A 24,528-nucleotide genomic window follows, 5' to 3' on the forward strand; every position below is an offset into this window, starting at 1 on the left:
TTTTGTAGGAATATGTGTAATTATTTGGGCTTTTCTAATGATTAATGAATTTAATAAAGTTAGTAAAGACTAATTTTTCTTCTTTAAACTAATCGCCAATCCACCTCCTGAAGCTAGGTTAAATTTTAATTTAGAGTTCTTATCCAACTCTTTATTATTTATTATTATGTCTAACGGGTTTTTATTCCAATGAGCAGTTTTACCATCTTTGTAAATTGTTGCTTCATATATTGTTTTTGCTTCTAAAAAACTGAAATCAATTTCAATTTCTCTTGCATTTTCATCAGTAATGCTTCCCAAAAACCAATTATCTGTTTTTCGTTCTTTTCTAGCAATTGTTACATAATCACCTACTTCTCCATTTAAAACTTTGGTTTCAGACCAATCTACGCCTACATCTTTAATAAATTGTAAAGGTTTTGGATTTGCCTCATAATGCGCTACCAAATCAGCAGCCATTTGTACAGGGCTGTAAATAACCACATACAAAGCCAATTGATGCGCAAGAGTTGTGTTTACTTGATTTTCTTTACGATATTCATCAAACTTGATATTAAAAATACCTGGTGTAAAATCTATTGGACCTGCTAACATTCTTGTAAAAGCAACTATTGATAGGTGTTCTGGAGGATTCCCACCATCTGGAGACCAAGCATTAAATTCTTGCCCTCGTAAACCTTCTCTAGAAATAATATTAGGATACGTTCTACGCAAACCTGTGGCTTTAATGGGCTCATGCGCATTTACAGCAACTTGATATTTAGCCGCTTTTATAGCTGCATTGTTATATTGATATACCATGTACTGCCCATGATGATATTCACCTTTTGGAATGATTTTACCCACATAACCCGATTTTACTGCATGCATTCCATATTTCTGCATTAAAGCGTAGGCTGTATCTTGCTGTTTTTCATAAGTTTGAGTTGCTGCAGAGGTTTCATGATGCATAATAATTTGTACTCCTTTTTCTTTAGCATAAGCTGTAACTTCATCTAAATTATAATCAGGATATGGAGTTACAAAATCGAAAACTCCTTCTCTATCTTCAAAACCAATCCATCTTTCCCATCCTGTATTCCAGCCTTCTACTAAAACACCTTTGATGTTGTTTTTTGCTGAAAAATCAATAAAACGTTTCACATTTTCTGTAGTTGCTCCATGTTTTCCATGTGCTTTTCCTGTATCTTTCCATTTACCATCAACCATTTCCATTCCATAATCCCAAGAAGATTTTCCTAAATGCATTTCCCACCAAACACCTGTATATTTCATTGGTGTAAACCAAGAAACATCACCTAATTTATTAGGTTCATTTAAGTTTACTATTAAATTTGATTCGATTAAATCTGGTGCATTATTAGCAATTTGAATGGTTCTCCAAGGTGTTTTAAAAGGTAATTCTCTTTTTACCTTATGTTCAGTATTTTTAGAACCTACCAAATTACTTGTAAATTTCAAATTCTTAGTATCTACTTTTAAGGTCATTCCTGAATAATCAACTAAGGCAGCTTCGTGAAGGCTTAAATGTATGCCATCCTCACCTACTAAAGTAACAGGAGTGTTTACTGCATTTTCAGGAATGCTTGTTTGAGCCAAAGCACTGTTTACTTTGTAATTTTTTGCATCAATTTCTGATAACTTAGTAGTGCTATACAAGTGTTCGTAAATATCCCAATCTCCTGGAATCCAAAAAGTTTTGTAATCTTCAGTTAAATTGAATTCAGTTTGTTCTTCTTTTATAAATACTTCTTTTAAATTTTCTTGTTCTGGAAACTCATATCTAAAACCTACTCCATCATTATACACTCTAAAAACCAAATTGAGTTTGCGTTGTAAATCATCTCTTTCTTGCAATTCAACAACGATTTCTTTGTAATTATTGACAACATTTAGTTGCTCACCCCAAGGCATTTGCCAGGTTTCATTTACTTCATTTGGCTTTTTTACTTTGGCAATAAAACCTTTGTTTAATGAAGGTGCGTTTGTAAATTCAAAACCAACATATGAAGTATCAATAATTGCTTTTTGATTGTAATTGATGGTGTAAAAAAAACTTCCTTCTTTATTTAGAAAAAATTTCACATTTACATTTTCATCTGGTGATGAAACTCCTGAAGATGCTACATCACAAGAAATTAAAGTGATGAAACTAAAAATAAAACACAGAATTCTAATTTTCATAATCGTTTCTTTTCTAACAAAACAATATCAAAATCTGAATCAATCATAACTTTACCATCTTTTACCTGAACAATTTGATTTGAATAAACATCATTTAATTTGTCGCCATTTTTAAAAATGGATGAAACATCAATACTTTTTTCTCCTTTTGATAAATTGATACCAATGACAACTTTATCGTCTTTTCTAATTCTCGAAAAAATCAATCCATTTTCCTCTGAAATTATTTGATGTTTTCCTGCACCAACTGCCATATGATTCGCTCTAAACTGTCCTAATTTTTGCCAGTGTTTTAAAACTTCTTGGGTTTTATCATCAGACATAGCATCCCAATTCATAAAAGAGCGTAAAGTTGCATCACCAACAGCCCCTTCTATTGTTAAATTTCTTGCAGTTTCATCACCATAATACACTTGTGAGGTTCCTGGAGTTAAGAACAACATTGTGGCAGTTTTGAAAGGCATTTTACGTTCTTTATCAAAAGGTTGACCATCATCATGAGAAGTCATATAATTCAAGACTCCATAACCCTTTAAATTTGTGTTTAGCAATGAATCGTATTTGTGAAATACATCTTTTTCTGCCATTTGTTTTGCATTCCATTTGATTTCAAAATTGATTAAGCTGTTAAATGCTTTATCGAAATAATTAACTTCTTTATCTCCAAAATCAAATGCTTTTCCATGAGAAATTGCATAATTATATACTTCTCCAACCAAATAAAAACCATTGTCATCAAGTGCTTTCTCTGGATTATTTTTCTTGTATTGTTCAAAAGCATAATCGCACTCAACTTTAAATTCTTGCCACACAGATTCTTCTGTATGCTTCACAGTATCAACTCTATAGCCATCAATTCCAAATTCTGTAATATAATCTGTTAGCCACTTCATAATATAAAAACGTGGGGCTCTTGGATAACCAGTTCTTTTAAAGAACACATCCAATTCTTTCAATTCTTGTTCATATCGTCCTTCAGCTTTCCATTTAGCCACTAATTGAGGAGGTAATTCTACATTGTCATTGCTATCCGTTCTAATGTCTGGTAAATTTTTAACTAATGTACATTTAATCGTATTCTCGTAATTCGAATATTGACACTGCGGTTCTGTTCTTACCCAATCTGAAGGCCAAACAGGATCTTTTGCTGTTACTGGCCCTGTATGATTGATGACAGCATCTAATAAAATTCGAATTCCGTTCTTATGAGCAACCTCAACCAATTCTTTTAAGTCTGCTTTTGTTCCGTAATTAGAATCAATATTTGTCCAATCTTTTGCCCAATACCCGTGAAAACCATAAGTATTACCTGTACCTTCATCTGTAGCTCCATGAATTTGTTCTACAATTGGGGTCATCCAAATGGCATTGATTCCTAAATTTGTAAAATAGCCTTCTTTAATTTTTTGGGTAATTCCTTTGATATCTCCACCTTCAAAACCTCTTAAAACACCTGTTTCTTTAGTTCTATCAAAATTGATATCATTACTCGTATCTCCATTATTAAAGCGGTCTGTTAGTAAAAAATATACATTTGCTCCTTCCCAAACAAACTCTTTAATTGGTTTTTGAACTTCTTTCTTTGGTTCTTGACAACTTATAATTGTTATCGCTAATAAAAGAATTGAAATATATCTCATAATTTATTGTAATTGTAAAATGAATGATTGAAATGGAGCTAATTTTAGACGAACTAGACCTTCTCCTTTTTGAACATTTAAAGTAAATTCTTCAATACTATATAATTGATCTTTTAATTGATATTCCCCATCTTGCAAATTCCATTTTGTAATAATTTCTGATGGGATTTTCAATTCAAATCTATGATTTCCAACAGCATCAAAATTTGAAACAATAATCAGTTTTTCATTATCTGACCAACGTACAAATGATAAAACTTTAGAATTATAATTTAATGTTTTTTCTCTGTTATATTGATGAATATCTTGATATTTACCCATCAAAGCATCAGAAGAAATGGTGAAATTTAAAAGTCTTTTGTAAAAATCTCTTAACTCAAGTTCTTCTATGGTAGATTGCCCACCATCAAACTGTTTTGCATTCACCCAACGTTGTAGTGCAGGTACACCAACATAATCAAAAATTGATGTTCTTGAAGGACTTCCAAAACCTGCATTTTCTGAACCATCTTCACCCAATTCTTGTCCGAAATAAATCATAGTTGGTGCAGTAGAAATGGTTGCAGAAACAACCATTGCTGGTTTTGCTTTATCAGGATTTCCAGCAAATTCTGGACTCGAAATTCGTTGTTCGTCATGATTTTCTAAGAAGTGTAACATATTGTGTTCAATATCATTTAAATCTTCTTGAATTGGCGGAATGTTATCCGTTAAACCTTTACCTTGCATTATGTTTTTTATGGTATCATACAATTGCACTTTATCATATAAATAATCCATTTTACCTTTTCTAATATAATCTCTATATAAAGAAGGATTATACACCTCAGCTAATAAAAAAGCATCAGGGTTTTTCATTTTAATTGATGAATTCATATAACTCCAAAATTCTACAGGAACCATTTCTGCCATATCGTATCTAAATCCATCAACTCCTTTTTCAATCCAATACAGAGCAATATCTCTAAATTTAATCCAAGAATCTGGTACAGTTTTATCTTTCCAAAAATTGAAATGTTTTTTGTAATCTTCGTTATCAAATCCTTCTGGTAATTCATCAAAATCTTTTTTACCATCAGGAGAAATACCATAATTCACTTTTACAGTTTCATACCAATCATAAAAATTGGGTTTTGGAGAACGTGATCCATTCCCTGTCCATTTTGCAGGATTCTCATCAAATTCTCTATCTGATAAAGGATGATTTTCTCCTCCTAATGGTTTGTATCCATTTAAAAAATCAGGTACTTCAAATTCTTGTTTTGGTACGTAATAAAAATTATTATTCACCTTGTAAGCAACAGTTTTATCATCATCTGCACCAAAATCTTTTGTTCCTTTAGGGTTCGTCAAACTCTTGTAATTCCGAGCGACATGATTAGGCACAATATCAATAATTACTTTCAACCCATTTTTATGAGAACGTTTAACTAAAGCTTCAAACTCTTGCAATCTATTCTCTACATTTACTGCCAAATCTGGGTTTACATTGTAGTAATCTTTCACTGCATATGGAGAACCAGCACGTCCTTTTACAACATCCGGATCGTCATTTGAAATGCCATATTTTGTATAATCGCGAATTACATCATGATGAGGAACACCCGTGTACCAAATATGTGTAACACCTAAATCTTTAATTTCAGTTAAGGCTTTATCAGTAAAGTCATTAAACTTTCCTACTCCATTCTCTTCTATTGTTCCCCAAGATTTATTTGTAGTATTTGTATTTCCAAAAAGTCTTGTAAACACTTGATAAACGACAACTTTACGTTTCTTTTTTTTATCAGTTTCTGCAACTACATTATTTGATGTTTTTTCTGGTTTACAGCCTACTAAAACTGAAAGAAAAACTGTAAATATGATAATGTTTTTTCCCATTATTTTAATGAAATTTGTATTTTTAATTCTTTCCTTGGATTCCATTTTACAGGAATTTTTATTTGATTTTCTTTTACTGAAATTCGTTTTCTTTTTCTATTAACTTTTATCTTTTTTGGATTCCAATTAATATTATGTACAATCAATTCTACTTCCTTTTCTTGCGGATTCCAATTGCTACCAAATGCTGCCTCAAAATCTATTTCTAACCATTTTTTTTCTAGCTCAACTTCAAATTCTAACAACTCATATTCTCCTTTTTCAAAAGCGTTGGCTGTTTCCCCATCATCATTATACATGGTTCTTTCTGATTCTTTTACAGAAGCATCAAACCAATAATGTAATTCTAACTTATTTCCACTATAATTATCAGTAGTTTGCACCAACTTTGTCATCGGAATTACAACTCCACCTCTTACATAAGTCGGAATTGCTTTCTGTTTTACTTTTACCGATTTTGTCTGACCTCCTTTAACTTTTTCATCAAAATAAAAATTAAACCAATTCGCAGTTTTTGGAAAATAAATTGCTGTCGTTTTTACGGAGTCTTTTAAAATAGGTGTGATTAAAAAATCTTTTCCCCATAAATATGTAGATGAGTTTTTCATCAATTTTTTATCATCTTCTTCAAAGAAAATAGGACGCATTAAAGGTATTCCTTTTTGGTTGTTTTCAAACGCCAAATTGTAATTGTAAGGCAGCATTTTATATCGCAACTCAATGGCTTTTTTTGCGTGTTTTTTTGCAAAATCACTTCTAAAAACAGGTTCACTTGCTACATCTTCTTGTGCATGGGGCCTATAAATTGGTTGAAAAACCCCATATTGTAACCATCTCACATACAAACTGTCATCTAAATTCGCACCTGCAAATCCACCTAAATCTGAGTGCATATAACCCAGACCTTGCATTCCCATTTGTAAAGAAATTTCTGGTTGCGATTGCAAACCTCCCCAAGTTCTATTTACATCTCCTGACCAAGGAATCATTCCGAAACGTTGTGAACCAGAATATCCTGCACGCATTAAAATAAAAGGACGCTCATTTGGGAAATCTTGTTTGTAATTTTCAGCAATTAATCTTGCCCAATCACGACCGTAAATATTATGGATTTCATCTGCTTTTTGATGGTTACCAAAAGTTACCCAAGCAGGAAGCACTTCAGGTTCACCTAAATCTCCCCACAAACCTTTTACACCATAATCTAATATTTCTTTGTAAATGTTCCAGAACCAATCTTTACCATCCTTTTTATAAATGTCTACAATTCCTGTATTCCCAAAGTAAAAATCGTATCTAGCAGACTTACCAACTGTATCTTTAGCTAACACTTGTTTTTTATCGGCTTCATCCCATTTTTTTGAGGTTGATAAGACAAATGGTTCTGTAATTAAAACGGTTTTAACACCTTTGTTTTTTAAATTCGTAACCATTTGTTTCATATCTGGAAATGAATCTTTGTCCACTTCCAAATTCCCCATAGTACCTTGTACCGTTTTTCCAAACCAATACAAATCTAAAATTACACCATCTACAGGAATCTTTTCTTCTTTAAACTTATCAATTGTGTTTTCAGTTTCTTTTTGAGAATGGTATCCAAATCTACTTGAAAAATTACCCAAGGTCCATCTTGGTGGCAAAGGTTGTTTTCCTGTTAAATCAGTATAATTATCTATTAAATCTTCCCAGGAATCGCCAATGATTATTTGATATGTTTTTCGTCCTGAAATGGTTTCATAAGTTAATGAATTGTCTTTTTTACTATCCAAATCTAAATATCCAACTGGTGCATTGTCAAAATGAATCATGTATTTTTTGGAAGAAATAACTATTGGTATTGTAAAATTCATCAATTCAGAATGCGTTTCATAGCCATAATGTGCTCTGTTGTATAAAGCTAAACGATTACCTCGTCTATTCATTCCTAAAGCCCTTGCTCCTCCTCCAAATAAAATTTCATCATCTTTTAAATTAAATTCTATTTTTTCAGTTTCATCATATACAATATTTCCTTTTACATTTTCTAAATGGATATGTTTTGATTTGAAATAACCTCGTTTTTCTGAAGTAATTTCGTTGTTCTCTTTATCAGAATAGGATATTTGAAAAGGTTTATGAGTAATATCTAACGAAATCCCATCAGAAATTGCTACAGTTCTATTTTCTGATGTATGCAGAACCAAATCTACTTTTTTCGGTTGCAAAACCACTGCATGAGATGCATCTTTAAAATTTTGATTTTGCGGAATAAATGTAGTTTCTACAATTTGTGGTGAATAGTATTTAATAAGGTATTTTCCATCATTTACAATAATAGTAATCTTATTTCCATCTTGTTCTAAATTTTTTAGAAAACGAAATTCGTTTTGTGATAAAGAAATTTGAATTGCAAAAAGAAAGTAAAAAAGGGAAAATAGTTTTCTCATAATTGGTTTTAAAACTTTTTAATGTTCTCGATACAAATTTATTCGTCCGTCATAAATTTAATAGAACTGACAATTTGTACTACTTTTTTAATAAAAATGTAATTGGAATATCCACTCTTTTTTGCCAAGACAATTCAGAATGATTGGTGTTTTCAAAAAATACATTTTTAAAATTTTCATCCATAACATATCCGTTACTCACAAAGATTTTATCTACAATTGAGGCATATTGAGGATAGTATTGATCTAATGTTTTATTACCATAATCGAAATACATTTTATGTGTTTTAGCATCAGGAACATTATTCTCTAAATAACTAAAAATTGCTTTTGGCAACGGATTATTTTCCATTGGCCTTCCTCCTACCCAATGCGTAGAAATACAAGCCGCACCAGCAAAAACATTTGGATATTCTGCAACTGCATACATAGACATTAAACCTCCCATTGAAGAACCGGCAACAAAAGTGTTTTCTTTATTTGTAAAAACAACGTATGTTTTATCTATGTAAGGTTTTAATTCTTCAACCATAAATTTTAAGTACTCATCTCCATTTAAATCTTCAACACTTACCTTATTTTTAGAAAAACTTATTAAATTTTCTAATTCTTCTTTGGTAAGATATTTCATAGATTTTTCAGGATATAAATCCAACCACCTAATTTCTGATATGTTATGAATAGCAACTACAATAAAATTTTTAGTAATACCATCTTTCATTAGTTTTGAAGCAACCTCATCAATCATCCATTCTTGTTTGTTCCAAGTAGTTTTTGCATCAAATAACATTTGACCATCGTGCATATATAACACTGCATATTTTTTTTCTGATGAATAATTTTCCGGCAACCAAACATCAACAGGTCTTGGAGTAATATTTGTTGAAGGAAAAGAATCTACTCGAATTAATTTTCCTGATGATAATTTTGCAGATGTTAATTCGTATGAGTTTATTTCAGATGCATTTGCATCTTCTTTTTGTTCTTGTTTTGTTGAAGATTTACAAGAAAAAAATATAATTATTAATAAAATTGAAATTAGATTTTTCATAATTAAGATTTCTTGATATTATTTTTTTCTTTAGAAATTTACTTGAACTGATAGTTAGTTTTAATCAGTCTTTAAGGTTTTAAAAACCGCAAAGATCTTATATATTAATTCGATTTAGTAGTTAAAATAGTACTTCCTTTTTGTTTTAGATGGATAACATCGCCCCAAATAAAATCTTCTCCAGAAACAATATTCTTTAAAGTTTTACCTTTTAAACCAACCTCTGCATATCTTTTTAAATCGATACTTATTGGTTTTTCATTTTTATTGATGATATGTACAACTGTTTCATCATCTTTAACTCTAAACAAGAAATAAGTCCCCGTAAAAGGTGAAAAATGAACTGTTTTTCCTTCTTGAATTGCAGCACTATTTTTTCGATAATTTAAAATTTTACTCACAAAAGACTGCATTTCTTTTTGATTTCCTGTTAAACCTTCTCCCGTAAAAGCATTTACTGAATCACCTTTCCATCCTCCAGGGAAATCGGTTCTTATCAATCCATGATCTCCAGGTTTTGCAGTATCATCCATCAAAATTTCAGTTCCGTAATAAACCTGTGGAATCCTTGGTAATATCAACAAATAACTCAATGCCATTTTAGATTTTGTAAAATCTTCTCCAACTTCTGTGTACAACCTACTTTTATCGTGATTGTCTAAGAAAGCCATAATATCTTTAGGTGTTGCGTAATGAAAATCGTTTGCTAAACCTTCGTATAATTTTACCAAACCTTTGTCCCAAGATTCTTTTTCATTAATTCCGTCTATGATTGCTTTTTGCATCGGAAAATCCATTGATGATTTTAAATTAGACTGATAACCATCTTTATTTTTTGCGCCTTTTTGCCAATAACCCACCAATAACGGATTGTAACTCCACTCTTCTCCAACTATAGAAAAATTAGGATATTCTTTCATTATTGATCCAGCCCAATTGCTCATAAAATCTTTATCTGGATATGGATACGTATCTTGACGAATTCCGCCCAAACCTAAAGTTTCTATCCACCAAATTGAATTTTGAATGATGTAATTTGCCATAAATGGATTACGTTGATTCAAATCTGGCATTCCAGCCACAAACCAACCTTCATTATTTCCTTTTCTATCAGCTTCCGAAGCATATAAATCTTGATTAGTCGTTCTTCTATGATTAGAACCAATATTTGTTTTCCAGTTCCAGTTTTTAATATTGTCTTCGTAGTTTTTTTGATGGTTTACCCAATCATCAAAAGGAATATCTTTCATCCACCAATGTTCTAATCCGCAATGATTAGCCACTTGATCCATAATCAATTTCATTCCTTTTTTGCGCAATTTTTCAGCTAGTTCCTTGTAATCTTTCATTGTTCCAAAACGTGGATCAACCTGATAATAATCGGTAATTGCATAACCGTGATAAGATCCTTTAGGCATATCATTCATTAACACAGGAGTTGGCCAAATCGCTGTAAAACCTAAATCTAAAATGTAATCTACACCATTAATAATTCCTTGTAAATCACCTCCGTGTCTTTTATAACCATCTGTTCTATCTAAAGATTGGTCTTTTAAATTTTTGTTGATATCATTACTCTCATCAGCGTTTGTAAAACGATCTGGGGTAATTAAATAAATCGCATCAGAACTATCAAAACCTACATAATCTTCAGCAGATTTTACTCTTGATTTTAACTCGTAAGTGTGAATTAAATTCTCTGAATTTTCTTTTTTAAAAGTGATATCAAACTTACCTGCTTTAGCCGTTTTATCAATTTTAAAGTCGATAAATAAATAGTTTTTACTTTTTTTTGAGTTTGTAACTTTTGCAATTGAAATCCCTTGATAATTTATTTCTGGAGTATAGTCAGAAATATTTGGATGATGAACTAAAAGTTGTAATTCATCATTCTTCATATTTACCCACCAATGAGGCGGCTCAACTCTTTCTAAAGATGAGTTTGAAACAGAAACTTCAGAAACATTTTTAGAAGTTTCAGTAGGATTACAAGAAACAAAAAAGACAATTGATAATGAAAACAAAATGTTTCTGAAGCGTTTCATAGTGTATATTTAAACAGTTACTAATTGATTTGGTGAAACAGAAATAGACTCACCATTTACTAAAATTTGAATTTCCTTTTTTCCATCAATCTCAAAATGAGTACCTTTTTGAGTAACATTCACCGTAATTATTTGATTTCTAAAATTAACTTTAAAAGAATATGATTTCCATTCTTTAGGAATTTTTGGCGAAAAAGAAAGTGTATTATTTAGTACTCTCATTCCTCCGAAACCTTCTACAATACTCATCCAAGTCCCAGCCATAGATGTAATGTGTAAACCTTCTTCTACTTCGTGATTGTAATCGTCTAAATCTAAACGAGAAGTTCGTAAATAGAACGTATAAGCCTGTTCCATTCTGTCTAACTTTGCAGCCTGAATACTATGTACACAAGGTGAAAGCGAACTTTCGTGAACTGTAAATGGCTCGTAAAAATCGAAATGTCTTTCCAATTCTTCCGTAGAAAAATGATCTTCGAACATATAAAAACCTTGTAAAGTATCTGCTTGTTTGATGTAAGGTGAACGCAAAATTCTGTCCCAACTCCATTTTTGATTGATAGGTCTTTGACTTTTGTCTAAATCTGCAACTGTGATTAATTCTTTGTCTAAAAATCCGTCTTGTTGTAAGAAAACATTATGCTTTTCAGAGTAAGGAAAATACATATTATCAACCACTTTTTTCCAAGAAGATAATTCTTCATCAGTAAAATTAACTTTCTCTTTAATTCTGATATAATCAGAAATATGGTCTGTTTTTACAGTATTGATATTCTCTAAAGCATACTCAATACACCATTTTGCGATGTAATTTGTGTACCAATTGTTATTTATATTGTTCTCGTATTCATTAGGACCTGTTACCCCTAACATTACGTATTTATTTTTGTCTGTAGAGAAATTTACTCTTTGATGCCAAAAACGAGCAATTCCGATTAAAACTTCTAGTCCTTTTTCTGGGATGTAAGAATAGTCTTCCGTAAATCTGTGATAATTGTAAATGGCAAATGCGATAGCTCCATTTCTATGAATTTCTTCGAAAGTGATTTCCCATTCATTATGGCATTCTTCACCATTCATCGTAACCATTGGATACAATGCTGCTCCATTTGTAAAACCTAGTTTTTCAGCATTTTCAATAGCTTTATCTAAATGTTTGTATCTGTATTCTAACAAAGTTCTAGCTACAGATTGGTCTTTGGTTGCCATATAAAAGGGAATACAATAGGCTTCAGTATCCCAATAAGTACTTCCTCCGTATTTTTCACCAGTAAATCCTTTTGGACCAATATTTAAGGTAGCATCTGTACCTAAATACGTTTGATTTAGTTGAAAAATATTAAAACGAATTCCTTGTTGCGCTTTCACATCTCCTTCTATAGTGATGTCTGACATACTCCAAATTTGCGCCCAAGATTGTTTTTGCATTTCTAATAAAGCATCAAAACCAAAACTTACAGCTTTGTCTAAAACATCTTTTGCAACTGCAACCAATTCGTTTTTATTGTGGTTTCTATCCACTACATATCCACCAAATTTGTGAATGGTATAAGTTTGATTTTGATTGATTTCTTGTTGATAAGAACAAGTTGCAGTTTTATCAGTTTTTTCATTGGTACAATCCGTTAAAACCTCTTCATTATCAACAAATAAGCGAGATTCCATAAATGTACACGTATAAAAATGAGTTTTCATTGTACGTGCTTGAATAAAAGATTGCTGATTGTTTTGATGTACTTCTAAAACATCCCAAAATTGGTCATCCCAATTGGTATCTTCATTGGTAATACTTGCATCTAAATAAGGAGAAAAAGTAATTTTCGCATTGGCATTTAAGGGAGTAACTGCATACCTAATTGCACCCACTTCATCTAATTCCAAGCTCAAAAAACGCTTAGTTTCTACTTTTATTTTTATTCCGTTTTGTAATTCTGCTTCAAAACTACGAGACAACCAACCTTCTTTCATGTTGAGTTCTCTCTTAAAATTTGACACCTTATTACAGGCATGTAAGTCTAATTCTTCATCGTTAATTTGAACGTTAATTCCAATCCAATTTGGTGCATTTAGGACTTTAGCAAAATACTCTGGATATCCGTTTTTCCACCATCCAACACGTGTTTTATCAGGATAATACACTCCAGCAATATAACTACCTTGAAAAGTGTTTCCTGTATATGTTTCTTCAAAATTAGCTCTTTGTCCCATTGCACCATTTCCGATACTGAACAAACTTTCTGAAGATTTTACCATTGTTGCATCAAATCCTTCTTCGAGGATTGACCAAGCATTAGGTATGATATAATCTTGATTCATCTTTTTTCTTTTTAAGAGAAAAGAACAGAGAAGAAAGAAGAAGGATAAACCTAAAATACATTAGATTATTTCTTTTTTCTTGTTTTTATACTCTTGTTTCTTTTAACTAACTATTAATTCTTTAATAAAATCGGTACTGATTTCTGTAAAATCTTTAAAGTTAAATTTTGCGTGAGATAACACTTCATCATCACCAATACCTATACTTACCATTTCTGCAGCATTTGCAGCTTCTACACCTGCAACAGCGTCTTCAAACACAATACAATGATCAGCATTTACACCCAATTGTTTTGCTGCTAAGAGAAAAACTTCTGGATCTGGTTTTGCTTTTGTAACATTATTTCCATCTACAATTGTATCGAAATAAGGTAATAAACCTACTTTTTCTAAAATTGGTTGTGCATTTTTACTTGCTGACCCTAAGGCAATTGGAAATTTGTTTTCCTTTAAAAAAGTTAAAACCTTAGGAACATCTGGAAGAATTTCTGATTCATCCATATTTTCTATGAACTCTAAATAATCGAGATTTTTCTCGATCATCCAAGTATCAAATTGATCTTGAGAATACGCTATTTTACCAATGTCATTTAATAAAATATCTAAACAACGTTTTCTACTAACTCCTTTAAATAATTCGTTTTGTTCTTTGGTAAATTCAAAACCTAATTCGTTTGCTAGCTTTTTCCAAGCTAAGTAATGATATTTGGCAGTGTCTACAATGACACCATCCAAATCGAATATAAATCCTTTTTTCATTTACTTTTAATTTGATTGTACTACATCATCTACATCTTTTACTTTGTAGACTAAAACTGCAGCAATTAAAAAACTAAATCCACTAATAACCAAAGCAAATATGGCTTCGTTGTTATAAGCGTATTTTACTAATGGACCACCAATTAATGCGTTGATAATTTGAGGGATAACAATGAAGAAATTAAAAATCCCCATATATACTCCCATTTTTTTGGCTGATATTGATCCTGCTAAAATTGCGTAAGGCATTGCTAAAATACTTGCCCAAGCAATTCCAACTCCAATCATTGAAACTATCAACCAGTTTTTATCTGGCATTATGTAAATTGATAAAAGCCCTAAACCTCCAATAATTAATGAAATAGAATGCGTTTTTTTTCTCCCTAATTGTTTTGCTATATATGGTAGTGCAAAAGCATAAAATGCAGAAACTAAATTATAAACTCCAAAAAGAATTCCAACCCAATCTCCTGCATCTTGATAAGATGTACTACTGCTATCATTGTGTGGCAAACCATAAATATGTTGCGCAATTGCAGGTGTAGAAAAAACCCACATTCCAAAAAGTCCAAACCAAGAAAAGAACTGCACCCAACTTAGTTGACGCATTGTTGCAGGCATTTTTTTGAAATCATCAAAAATATCCATTAAACTAGAACTCTCTTCATCAGAAACTTCTTCAGATTCATTATCAAAACTTGCAAGTTCCTCTGGAGAATATTCTTTTGTAGTAGTTACTGTAACTAAAATAGAAATGATTAAAATAGCTGCTCCAATAATAAAAGACCAAATTAAATTAGCAGGAACAACACCTTCTGATGTTTCATTTGAAACACCAAACCAATTTGTGATGACATAAGGTAACCATGAGCCAACAACAGCTCCAAAACCAATTAATGCAGTTTGAACACTAAACCCTAAAGTTCTTTGATCTGTTCTTAAATTATCACCAACTAAAGCTCTAAAAGGCTCCATAGCAATATTAAAAGAAGCATCCATAATCATTAAAAAACCGGCTCCAACCCATAATGCAGGTAAGAAAGCAATGAAAATATCCGCTTGCGGCATTAAAACTAAACCTATTGATGCTAAAATAGCCCCAACTAAAAAATATGGTTTTCTTCTTCCAAATCGTCCCCAAGTTTTGTCACTATAATGACCTATAATAGGTTGTACAATCAACCCCATCAAAGGCGCAATAATCCAAAACCAAGAAAGTTCATGAACATCTGCTCCGAAAATTTGTAAAATTCTGCTTGCGTTTGCATTTTGAAGGGCGAACCCCATTTGAATTCCCAGAAATCCGAAACTCATATTCCAGATTTGCCAGAAGCTTAATTTATGCTTCTCCATTATCGTAATTATTTTAGTGAATACTACGATAAGTGTTTAGACTTATCAATTATTGAGTGTGGAATGAAATTTATTGATAAATCGTAATTATGCAACAAAGATATATGTTTTCTTTTAATTTGATAAAAAACATAAGAAAAATCTACGACGACGGTTTCGTAAAATTAGTAAATTCGTAAAAAAGTTACGACGACGGTTTCGTAGATTCTCGTAGTTTTAAGTCGCTAGAAATTACAATCTTTTTTGGTTTAATAGTTTCAGATTCTTTTTCGATTCTCTCAATTAAAAGTTCAACCGCTTGCTTTCCCATAGTAAAGCCATGTTGTGCAATTGTTGTAATTGATGGAGAGGAATATTCAGAAATTAAGCCATCGGTAAACCCAATAACAGCAATATCTTCAGGGACTTTTAACCCTTTTTCTTTTGCTATTCGCATGGTTTTTGCTGCGTAAATTTCATTTACCGCAAAAACACCATCTATATCCGACTCAAAAGCTTTTCTAATTTGCTCTTTAATGTTGGCTTTTTCATCAATTTTTATAATGATATTATCGTCTTTTTTAATGTAAGATTCTATCAGTGCTTTTTCATAACCTTGTCTTCTTAAAGCTCCAACATTAACATGATCTGGCGTGGTAATTAAAGCTATTTTTTTTCTTCCATAATCTAACAAATGTTGTGTGGCTTTATAGCCAGCACTCACATCATCTACAACTACTTTGTCACATAAAATTTCATCTACTACTCTATCAAAAAGCACCAAAGGTATCTCCTCAGAAACCAAGCCCTTAAAATGATTAAAATCCTTATTTTCAAGGGTTTCACTTGCTATGGAAACAATAATTCCATCAACACTTCCATTAGATAAAACTTTCAATGTTTCTACTTCTTTCTTATAAGATTCGTTAGAGAAACAAACCATAATATTGTAACCTTTTTCATTAGCTCCATCCTCTATTCCTTTGATTACTGTAGAGAAAAAATGATGTACAATTTTAGGTAGAATAACACCTATTACTTTTGTTTTTTGATTACGTAGTTGAAGTGCTAAATGGTTTGGCTTGTAGTTGTATAGATTTGCATAAGCTTGAATTTTCTCTTTAGTTTCATTACTTATTTCATGACTATCTTTTAAAGCTTTAGAAACTGTAGAAGTAGAAACACCTAATTCTTTAGCTATTGTCTTTATGGTAATTTTTTGCTTCATTTTTTATTAATAGACAAATTTTGGTGTTATTTTTTGTTAATATAGTGATAATTCACAAATAAAAGTTGTTAACACGAAACCGTTTTCGTGAATTTTTAAATATTGAAAATACAGTTTTACGTTATATCTTTACTATGTGGAATGTAAATTTATTGTTAAATCCAAGTCAAATTTACAGTTATTATTTAACAAATTATACATGAAAAAATTTAAATTATTGTTAATTGGAATTCTTTTGACTTCATCATTTACTATGTTTGCTCAACAGACAGTAAAAGGTGTTGTAAAAGAAAAAGCAACAGGTGAACCTTTACCTGGTGTTAGTGTAGTGGTAAAAGGTACAACTAGAGGTACCCAAACCGACTTTGATGGAAACTTTTCTATTGATAGAGTTAAAACAGGAGACATCCTAGTTTTTCAATATTTAGGGTTTGCAGACAAAGAAATAACTATTGGAACTAGTTTTAATCTAACAATTCAACTTGATGAATCTGCCGAACAACTTGATGAGATAGTTGTTGTGGGTTATGGAACAACTACTGTAAAAGATGCTACGGGTTCTGTAGAATCTATTACGGCAAAAGATTTTACTAAGGGTAATATTGTTACTCCAGAAAATTTATTAAGCGGTAGAGTATCTGGGGTTAATGTTACTACGAGCGGTGCACCAGGTTCTGGTTCACAAATTACTATTCGTGGTGGTTCTTCTATTGGAGCCTCTAACAACCCTTTAATTATTATTGATGGTTTACCAATTGAAGAAAGTGGAGTTACGGGTTCTAGAGGTGTTTTAGCAAGTATTAACCCCAATGACATTGAGTCTTTCTCTGTGTTAAAAGATGCTTCTGCAACTGCTATTTATGGTTCTAGAGCTTCTAATGGTGTAATTATTATAACCACTAAAAAAGGTAGAACTGAGTACACTTTAGATTTAGATGCCCAATATACTTTTGGAGAAGTATTAGACAGAGTAAATGTTTTTTCTGCTGGTGAATTCAGAAATTTAGTTTCTCAAAGAAGACCTGGAGATTTAGGTTTATTAGGAAACGCTAATACAAATTGGCAAGATGAGGTTTTACGATCTACAGTTTCTTCTTTATATAACTTAACCGCTAAAGGACAAATTTTTGGAGCAATACCAACAAGATTATCTATTGGTTTTGCAAATCAAGAAGGTGCTGTTTTAACTTCTCAATTTAATAGAAAAACAATTTCTTTATCTATGAACCCATCATTATTTGATGATCATTTAAAAATAAACTTAAACTATAATAGAGCTTTTGAAGATAGTAGATTTGGTGATGCAGGACAAATTGGAGCTGCTTTACGTTACGACCCTACTCAACCAATTTACGATTCTAGTTCTCCTTTCGATGGTTTTTATCAACATAGAAACGGAAACATTGTTTCTAACGGAACACAAAATCCTGTAGCTTCTTTATTATTAGCTAACAGCACAGGGTTTAACTTTAGACAATATGGAAATTTAAATTTTGATTATAAATTCCATTATTTACCTGAATTAAAAGCTGTGGTAAATGTTGGTTTTGATAAAACAAAAGGTTCTTCTGAATATTTAAATAAGTTCCAAATTGGAAATGGAGATTTAACACAGCAATTTGCTGGAACAGAATCTAACGGTACTCAAGAAAGATCAAACCAGTTATTTGATACTTATTTAAATTATGTAAAAGAATTAGAAAAATTAAAAGTAGATGTTACCGCGGGTTATTCTTACCAACGTTTCGAAAACTTTGGACAAAATTCTGGTAACTTAAAAGACCCTGATTCTTTTGCTACTTCTTTTGCAGATCCAGATGTTGTTAATATTGGTTTCTTTGGTAGAGCAAAATTCTCTTTCTTAGAAAAATATTTACTTACTATAAACTATAGAAGAGATGGTACTTCTCGATTTAGCGAAAATAATAGATGGGGAGATTTTGGTGGTGCTGCAATTGCTTGGAACATTAGTGATGAAGATTTCTTAAAAGATTCTAAAGTAATTTCAAATTTAAAATTAAGAGCAAGTTATGGTTTAACTGGTCAGCAAAACTTACCTGGTGTTAATGACTTGTACTTAGATAGATATCGTTTCGGTAATATCAATTCAAGATACTTATTTGGTAATGCTGCAATTCAATCAACTATACCTTCTGTTATTAATCCTAATTTAAAATGGGAAGAAACGACAACAATTGAATTTGGTGTAGATTATGGATTGTTTGATAATAGATTTAACGGGGCATTAAGTGTTTTTCAAAAAACTTCAGATGATTTATTATTTAACGCAGCTTTAGCAGACGGAACTAACTTTAGTAACAGTACAATTCAAAACATTGGTCAATTGCAAATTAAAGGTATCGAGTTTACTTTAAATGGAGATATTCTTAAATCTGATGATTATAATTGGAATTTCACTTTCAATGCAACTTATCTAGATAGAGAAATCACAAAATTATCCAATGGTCAAGATGTAAGAACTGGTGGAACTTCTGGTGGAACTGGTAATACAATTCAATTATTAAGAGAAGGATTTGCACCTAATTCATTTCATGTTTATAAACAATTATATGATACAGCAGGAAAACCAATTGAAGGAGCATATTTAGATTTAAATGGAGATGGAATTATCAATGATGATGATAGATATTTAAAAGAAAACCCTAATGCTGATGTTACTCTAGGGTTCCAATCTAATTTTAATTATAAAAATTTTGATTTAGCTTTTAACTTAAGAGCTAGTATTGGAAATTATGTGTACAATAATGTAAAATCTTCTAGAGCTCAATTTGAGTTATTACAAGACAATGCAGTTCTAGGTAATATACCTACCTCTGTATTAGATACGAACTTCTTAAGAACTTCAGATGTAATTAATTCTGATATTTATATAGAAGATGCTTCTTACTTAAGAATGGACAATATTACATTAGGTTATACTTTTGAAAATCCAATCAAAAAATTCTCATACAGTAGTATAAGATTGTGGGCAGGTGTTCAAAATGTATTTACTTTAACAAACTACACAGGTTTAGATCCTGAAGTTTTTAATGGAATCGATAATTTAATTTATCCAAGATCAAGAAACTTCTTATTTGGAGCTAATATTAAATTCTAATAAAAATCAAGATGAAAAAATATATAGAAACAATTAAAAATCTATTTGTTGTTATTTTAATAACATCAGTAGTGGCTTCTTGTACAAAAGATTTAAACATTGTACCAGAAGATGATCAAACTGTTTTAAGTGATGCTTTTTTTGGAAGTGAAGATGCTTATTTAGAAGTTTTAGCAGGCGTTTATGCAAACTTTTCACTAACAGGTGTTGACGGACCAGGGAGCTCTAATATTGAAGGTTTAGATGCAGGTACAAGTCAATACGGTAGAGTATTGCTTTATTTACAAACTCTTTCTGCAGATCAAATGATTTGGTCTTATGAAAATGACCCAGGAACTAGAGAAATTCAACGTAACCTATGGACGGCTCAAAACCCATTAATCGTTGGTATGTTTAGTAGAGCAATGGTTACTGTATCTTTTGCTAATAATTTTTTAAGAGAAACAACTACAGAAAAATTAGATGCTAGAAAAGTTTCTGATGCCACAAGAACTAACATTGTAACTTTTAGAGCAGAAGCAAGATTATTAAGGGCTATGGCTTATTATCATATGATGGATTTATTTGGTAAGGCTCCTATGGTTTTAGAAACTGACCCAACTGTAAAGTTTTTTCCTCCACAAGCTAGTAGAGCAGAATTGTTTACTTTTATAGAATCAGAATTGAATGCTATAGAAGGAGATTTAGCAGCTCCTAGAACAAATAATCATGGAAGAGCTGATAAAGCAGTAGCATGGACAATTTTGGCTAAAATGTATTTAAATGCGAATGTTTATATTGGAGAAGATAAAAACACTGAGTGTCTTACTTATACCAAAAAAATTATTTCAAGCGGATTTTCTTTAGCTGATGATTATGCGCATCTTTTTATGGCAGATAACAATACAAATTCCGCTACTAAAGAAATTATTTTCCCTTTAATTTCCGATGGGTTAATTACTCAAAATTATGGACCTACAACTGTTATAATTAACGGTCAGGTTGGTAGTTTAGAAGAAAACGGTGCCGCTTTAGGAGTTGGTGCTGGTGGATGGGGAGGCGCCCTAAGAGTAAGAAAACAATTTGTTCAATTATTTGATGGAGGAATCTTTGCAAACGATAGTAGAAATACAATCATTTCTGGAACAAGAGATATAGAAATCTCTGACATTTCAGATAAAGACCAAGGTTTTGTAATTGAAAAATACTCAAATGCTACTTCAACGGGTTCTTTTGGTTCAGATCAAACTTTTGTAGATACTGATTTCCCTTTATTTAGATTGGCAGATGTGTATTTAATGTATGCCGAAGCTCATGTAAGAGGTGGTGCTGGAGGCTCCGATTCAGATATGGAAGCCTATGTGAACAGCTTAAGAACTAGAGCAAATAATCCTCAAAATAATCTTACAGCTGCAGACATCACTTTAGACTTTATTTTAGATGAAAGAGCAAGAGAATTACATTGGGAAGCTCACAGAAGACAAGACTTAATTCGTTTTGGTAAATTTACTGGAGGAAATTATAATTGGACTTGGAAAGGAAATGCTAGTAATGGTATTGCTTTACCTGCAACAATGGATGTTTATCCTATTCCAGCATCAAGTTTAGCTTCTAACCCAAATTTAACTCAAAATGAGGGGTATTAATTTAACAAACAAACTACAAATGATGAAAAATATAAAAAGATTTTCAGCACTAAGCATTATAGGATTGATCCTAATATTTTTTCAATCTTGCGAAGATACATCTGAAACATTTACAATATCAACACCAACTAGTCCTGTTTTAGAAGCTTTAAGCTTTAATAAAATAGAGCTAGATGCAGTAAACACTAACAATCCTGCCGTAACATTAAATTGGAAAAAGTCAGATTACGGTGTTCAAGCGGCAATTAATTATGCCGTTGAAATTTCTAAAGATGATGTTTTTACCGCACCTGTTGTTGCGTCTAATGTTACAGGTAGAAATACTGTAACTTTATCTGTAAGTGAGTTAAATGCTGCTGCAGGTAATGCGGGTTTAAACCCTTTTGAATGGGCTAACATATATATAAGAATTGTAGCTTCTTTAGGAACTCAAGGTAATGAACAAGTTATTTCTAATGTAAATACCTTAGAAGTTTATCCTTACTTTAATTATGTATTTAATGATTATTTCTTGGTTGGAAATGGTGTAGCTCCAGGATGGAACAACAACAGTAATAATCCTGCTTTATTTAGAGATGCATCAGACAGCAATCAGTTTTCTTATACAGGTTACTTTAAAAACGACAATTCTGATTACAACGAAGGTAGATTTAAAGTCTTAGAAACAATAGGATTATGGCAACCTCAATGGGGTGTTTCTGATAATGAAGGAAGTGATGATTTTAAAACAGAAGGGACTATAGCTGGAAACCCAGGTACACAATCTAATGACCCGGGTAGATTTGGTGTAGAAAACTCTGGTTTCTATACATTTACAATTAATTTTGCAACACAAAAATATACAATGACACCTTATAATGCTTCAGGGAAAACAAGTCCTGCAAGTTTAACATTAAAAGGAACAAGTACAGCAGATGTTGCAATGACGGCTTTAACATTCGATGGTCATATTTGGTATGCAAAAAGTGTAAAATTAGTACCAGGAGAAGTTGAATTTGTTACAGATACTGGAGCAAAATGGGGAAGCACAACTTCTTTCTCTGGAGTAGCTACAGATGCTGGTGGTGCAATTCCTGTCATTGTAGAAGATGATTACGATGTTTGGTTTAATGATTTAACAGGAGATTATATCTTAATTCCTTTAAACTTATAATATCAATTTAATTTTTAAAAAGATAAAAAATGAAAATATATTTAAAAAGATTTAGCTTTTTGCTTTTATCATTAACACTCTTATTGGGTGCTTGTGAAACAGAAGAAAGCTTTACAATTACAAGTCCAGACCCTGAGTTTAAATTAAATACTCCTGGTATCAGTAGTGTATTCTTAAATTTTTCTCTACCTGATAACCCTGCATTTACCATTAGTTGGGATGATCAAATAGGTTCGGGTACAGATTATACTGTAGAAATGGCAACGGAAGCTACTTTTGCTTCACCAGTTGCTTTAGGAACAAGTCAGGCAAGTAGCTTTTCTATGTCTGTAAAAGATTTTAATGAAGCCATTAATAACGCAGGAATAACTACTTTCAAAGATGTCGCAATTTATATGAGAGTAAAAACTTCTAATGCTACATCTAATGAAATATTGTTATTGGTAACAACATACCCAACTAAAGAGCCTGAAATCGATGGTATTAAGGAAGGTGATGCTTTTGTTTTATCTTTAGATAATAACGATGCTGTTGCGTTAACATTCAACTTAAATGACCCAATTTTAGATTCTTCGCTAAATATTGATATTGAGTATATCATTGAAGCTGCAGCTCCAAATACAGATTTTGCAACTCCAATAGAAATAGTAAAATCTAAAAATAATGGTACTATATCAATCACCAATTCACAGTTAAACGCTGCTGCAATTCAGTCTGGTATAGCGGTAGATACTGCTGGAGATTTAGAAATAAGAGTAAGATCAATCATTACTGATAAAACTACACAACAAACTCTTGAGAGAATAGGAACACCAATAAAAATTAATGTTACTACTTATCTTACTGTATTAGATTTATCTACATCATGGGGTATAGTTGGTTCAGCTGCTAACGATTGGGGAGCTACTCCTGATTTACCCTTATACAAAACCGATGTTGATGGTGTATTGGTGGCTTATGTAAACCTTACTGATGGTGAATATAAATTTAGAGAAAATAATGATTGGGGTAATAATCTAGGTACAGGTGGATCGGCTGGATCTTTAAGCTCAGGCGGAGGAAACATAGCTGTAACTGCTGGATCTTATAAAATCACTTTAGATCTAAATAACAATACGTACACTCAAGAAAACTTTTCTTTAGGTATTGTTGGAGGTGCATATAATGATTGGGGTGCTTCTCCAGACTTTATGCTAGAATACGACCCATATTCTGATGTTTTTAGAGGAATGGTTACACTTATAGATGGTGAAATGAAATTTAGAATGAATAACGATTGGGGTACCAATTGGGGTGATGATGGTAAAGATGGAACATTGGATCCAGGTGGAGCTAATATTGTAGTAACTGCAGGTACATATTTTGCTACTGTAGATATGAATGATTTAACTTATACTTTAGAGCCAGTAACCAATGTTTGGGGTCTAGTAGGTGGAGCATATAATAATTGGGGTGCTACTCCAGATGCACAATTTAAAAGAGATTGGTCTAAACCATTTAATGACATTTGGATCTTAAAAGATGTAACTTTAATTGATGGAGAATTTAAATTTAGAGCCAACAATGATTGGGGTGTAAATTATGGAGATGATGGAAATGATGGAACTTTAGAAGCTGGTGGAGCAAATATTGTAACTACTGCTGGTACATATAGTTTTGAATTAGATTTCTCTGACCCTAATGCACCAACGTATAAAAAAATATAATTTTATTAAACTTTACAAAGGCTATCCTAATTAGGATAGCTTTTGTTTTTTTAATTTCTATCTG

General features: G+C 31.6%; 14 protein-coding genes. 4 read left to right on the forward strand and 10 right to left on the reverse strand.

Features of this window, described 5'->3' with window-relative positions:
- Positions 1-69: 69 nt before the first annotated feature.
- The 10 genes from DIS07_RS10915 to DIS07_RS10960 all read right to left on the reverse strand — a co-directional run bounded on the left by DIS07_RS10915 (position 70) and on the right by DIS07_RS10960 (position 16,862).
- Entirely contained in the window at positions 70-2,184 is a 2,115-nt protein-coding gene (locus DIS07_RS10915; RefSeq protein ID WP_109405284.1) for a glycoside hydrolase family 97 protein, read from the reverse strand.
- The gene (locus DIS07_RS10920) at positions 2,181-3,824 is read right to left on the reverse strand and encodes an alpha-amylase family glycosyl hydrolase (protein WP_109405285.1); all 1,644 of its coding nucleotides are present in this window, start codon (positions 3,822-3,824) and stop codon (positions 2,181-2,183) included. The genes DIS07_RS10915 and DIS07_RS10920 overlap by 4 nt, the downstream gene beginning before the upstream one ends.
- 3 nt (positions 3,825-3,827) lie before the next feature.
- Entirely contained in the window at positions 3,828-5,705 is a 1,878-nt protein-coding gene (locus DIS07_RS10925) for an alpha-amylase family glycosyl hydrolase (protein ID WP_109405350.1), read from the reverse strand.
- The gene (locus tag DIS07_RS10930; RefSeq protein ID WP_109405286.1) at positions 5,705-8,131 is read right to left on the reverse strand and encodes a TIM-barrel domain-containing protein; all 2,427 of its coding nucleotides are present in this window, start codon (positions 8,129-8,131) and stop codon (positions 5,705-5,707) included. Before DIS07_RS10930 ends, DIS07_RS10925 begins: the two co-directional genes overlap by 1 nt.
- Before the next feature lie 79 nt (positions 8,132-8,210).
- Positions 8,211-9,182: an alpha/beta hydrolase gene (locus tag DIS07_RS10935; RefSeq protein ID WP_109405287.1), complete on the reverse strand. Its 972-nt coding sequence runs from the start codon at positions 9,180-9,182 to the stop codon at positions 8,211-8,213.
- A 104-nt stretch (positions 9,183-9,286) separates the two neighbouring features.
- A complete protein-coding gene (locus tag DIS07_RS10940) occupies positions 9,287-11,227 on the reverse strand; it encodes a glycoside hydrolase family 13 protein (RefSeq protein WP_109405288.1) in 1,941 nt (646 codons plus the stop codon).
- Positions 11,228-11,236: 9 nt separating this feature from the next.
- Positions 11,237-13,543: a glycoside hydrolase family 65 protein gene (locus tag DIS07_RS10945; RefSeq protein ID WP_109405289.1), complete on the reverse strand. Its 2,307-nt coding sequence runs from the start codon at positions 13,541-13,543 to the stop codon at positions 11,237-11,239.
- Positions 13,544-13,645: 102 nt separating this feature from the next.
- Positions 13,646-14,302 carry a beta-phosphoglucomutase gene (gene pgmB, locus DIS07_RS10950; RefSeq protein ID WP_109405290.1) on the reverse strand — a complete coding sequence of 219 codons (657 nt, stop codon included), beginning with the start codon at positions 14,300-14,302 and terminating at the stop codon, positions 13,646-13,648.
- Positions 14,303-14,308: 6 nt separating this feature from the next.
- Positions 14,309-15,655, reverse strand: a complete 1,347-nt coding sequence (locus DIS07_RS10955; protein WP_109405291.1) for an MFS transporter — start codon at positions 15,653-15,655, stop codon at positions 14,309-14,311.
- Positions 15,656-15,839: 184 nt separating this feature from the next.
- Positions 15,840-16,862: a LacI family DNA-binding transcriptional regulator gene (locus DIS07_RS10960; protein ID WP_109405292.1), complete on the reverse strand. Its 1,023-nt coding sequence runs from the start codon at positions 16,860-16,862 to the stop codon at positions 15,840-15,842.
- A gap of 199 nt (positions 16,863-17,061) precedes the next feature.
- Between DIS07_RS10960 and DIS07_RS10965 the strand changes: the two genes are divergently transcribed.
- From DIS07_RS10965 to DIS07_RS10980, 4 genes are read left to right on the forward strand one after another with little or no spacing between them, the layout of a single operon-like run.
- On the forward strand, positions 17,062-19,980 hold the full coding sequence (locus tag DIS07_RS10965; protein ID WP_109405293.1) for a SusC/RagA family TonB-linked outer membrane protein: 2,919 nt from the start codon (positions 17,062-17,064) through the stop codon (positions 19,978-19,980).
- Between the two features lie 11 nt (positions 19,981-19,991).
- Positions 19,992-21,605 (forward strand): RagB/SusD family nutrient uptake outer membrane protein, encoded by a 1,614-nt coding sequence (locus tag DIS07_RS10970; RefSeq protein WP_109405294.1) that lies wholly within the window; start codon positions 19,992-19,994, stop codon positions 21,603-21,605.
- A gap of 22 nt (positions 21,606-21,627) precedes the next feature.
- Complete coding sequence (locus tag DIS07_RS10975; RefSeq protein WP_235869131.1) at positions 21,628-22,758, forward strand: SusE domain-containing protein; 1,131 nt, start codon at positions 21,628-21,630, stop codon at positions 22,756-22,758.
- Positions 22,759-22,787: 29 nt separating this feature from the next.
- Entirely contained in the window at positions 22,788-24,464 is a 1,677-nt protein-coding gene (locus tag DIS07_RS10980; RefSeq protein ID WP_109405296.1) for a SusE domain-containing protein, read from the forward strand.
- Positions 24,465-24,528: the final 64 nt, after the last annotated feature.

The sequence above is a fragment of the Polaribacter aquimarinus genome, from assembly GCF_003129485.1.
Classification (GTDB): domain Bacteria; phylum Bacteroidota; class Bacteroidia; order Flavobacteriales; family Flavobacteriaceae; genus Polaribacter; species Polaribacter aquimarinus.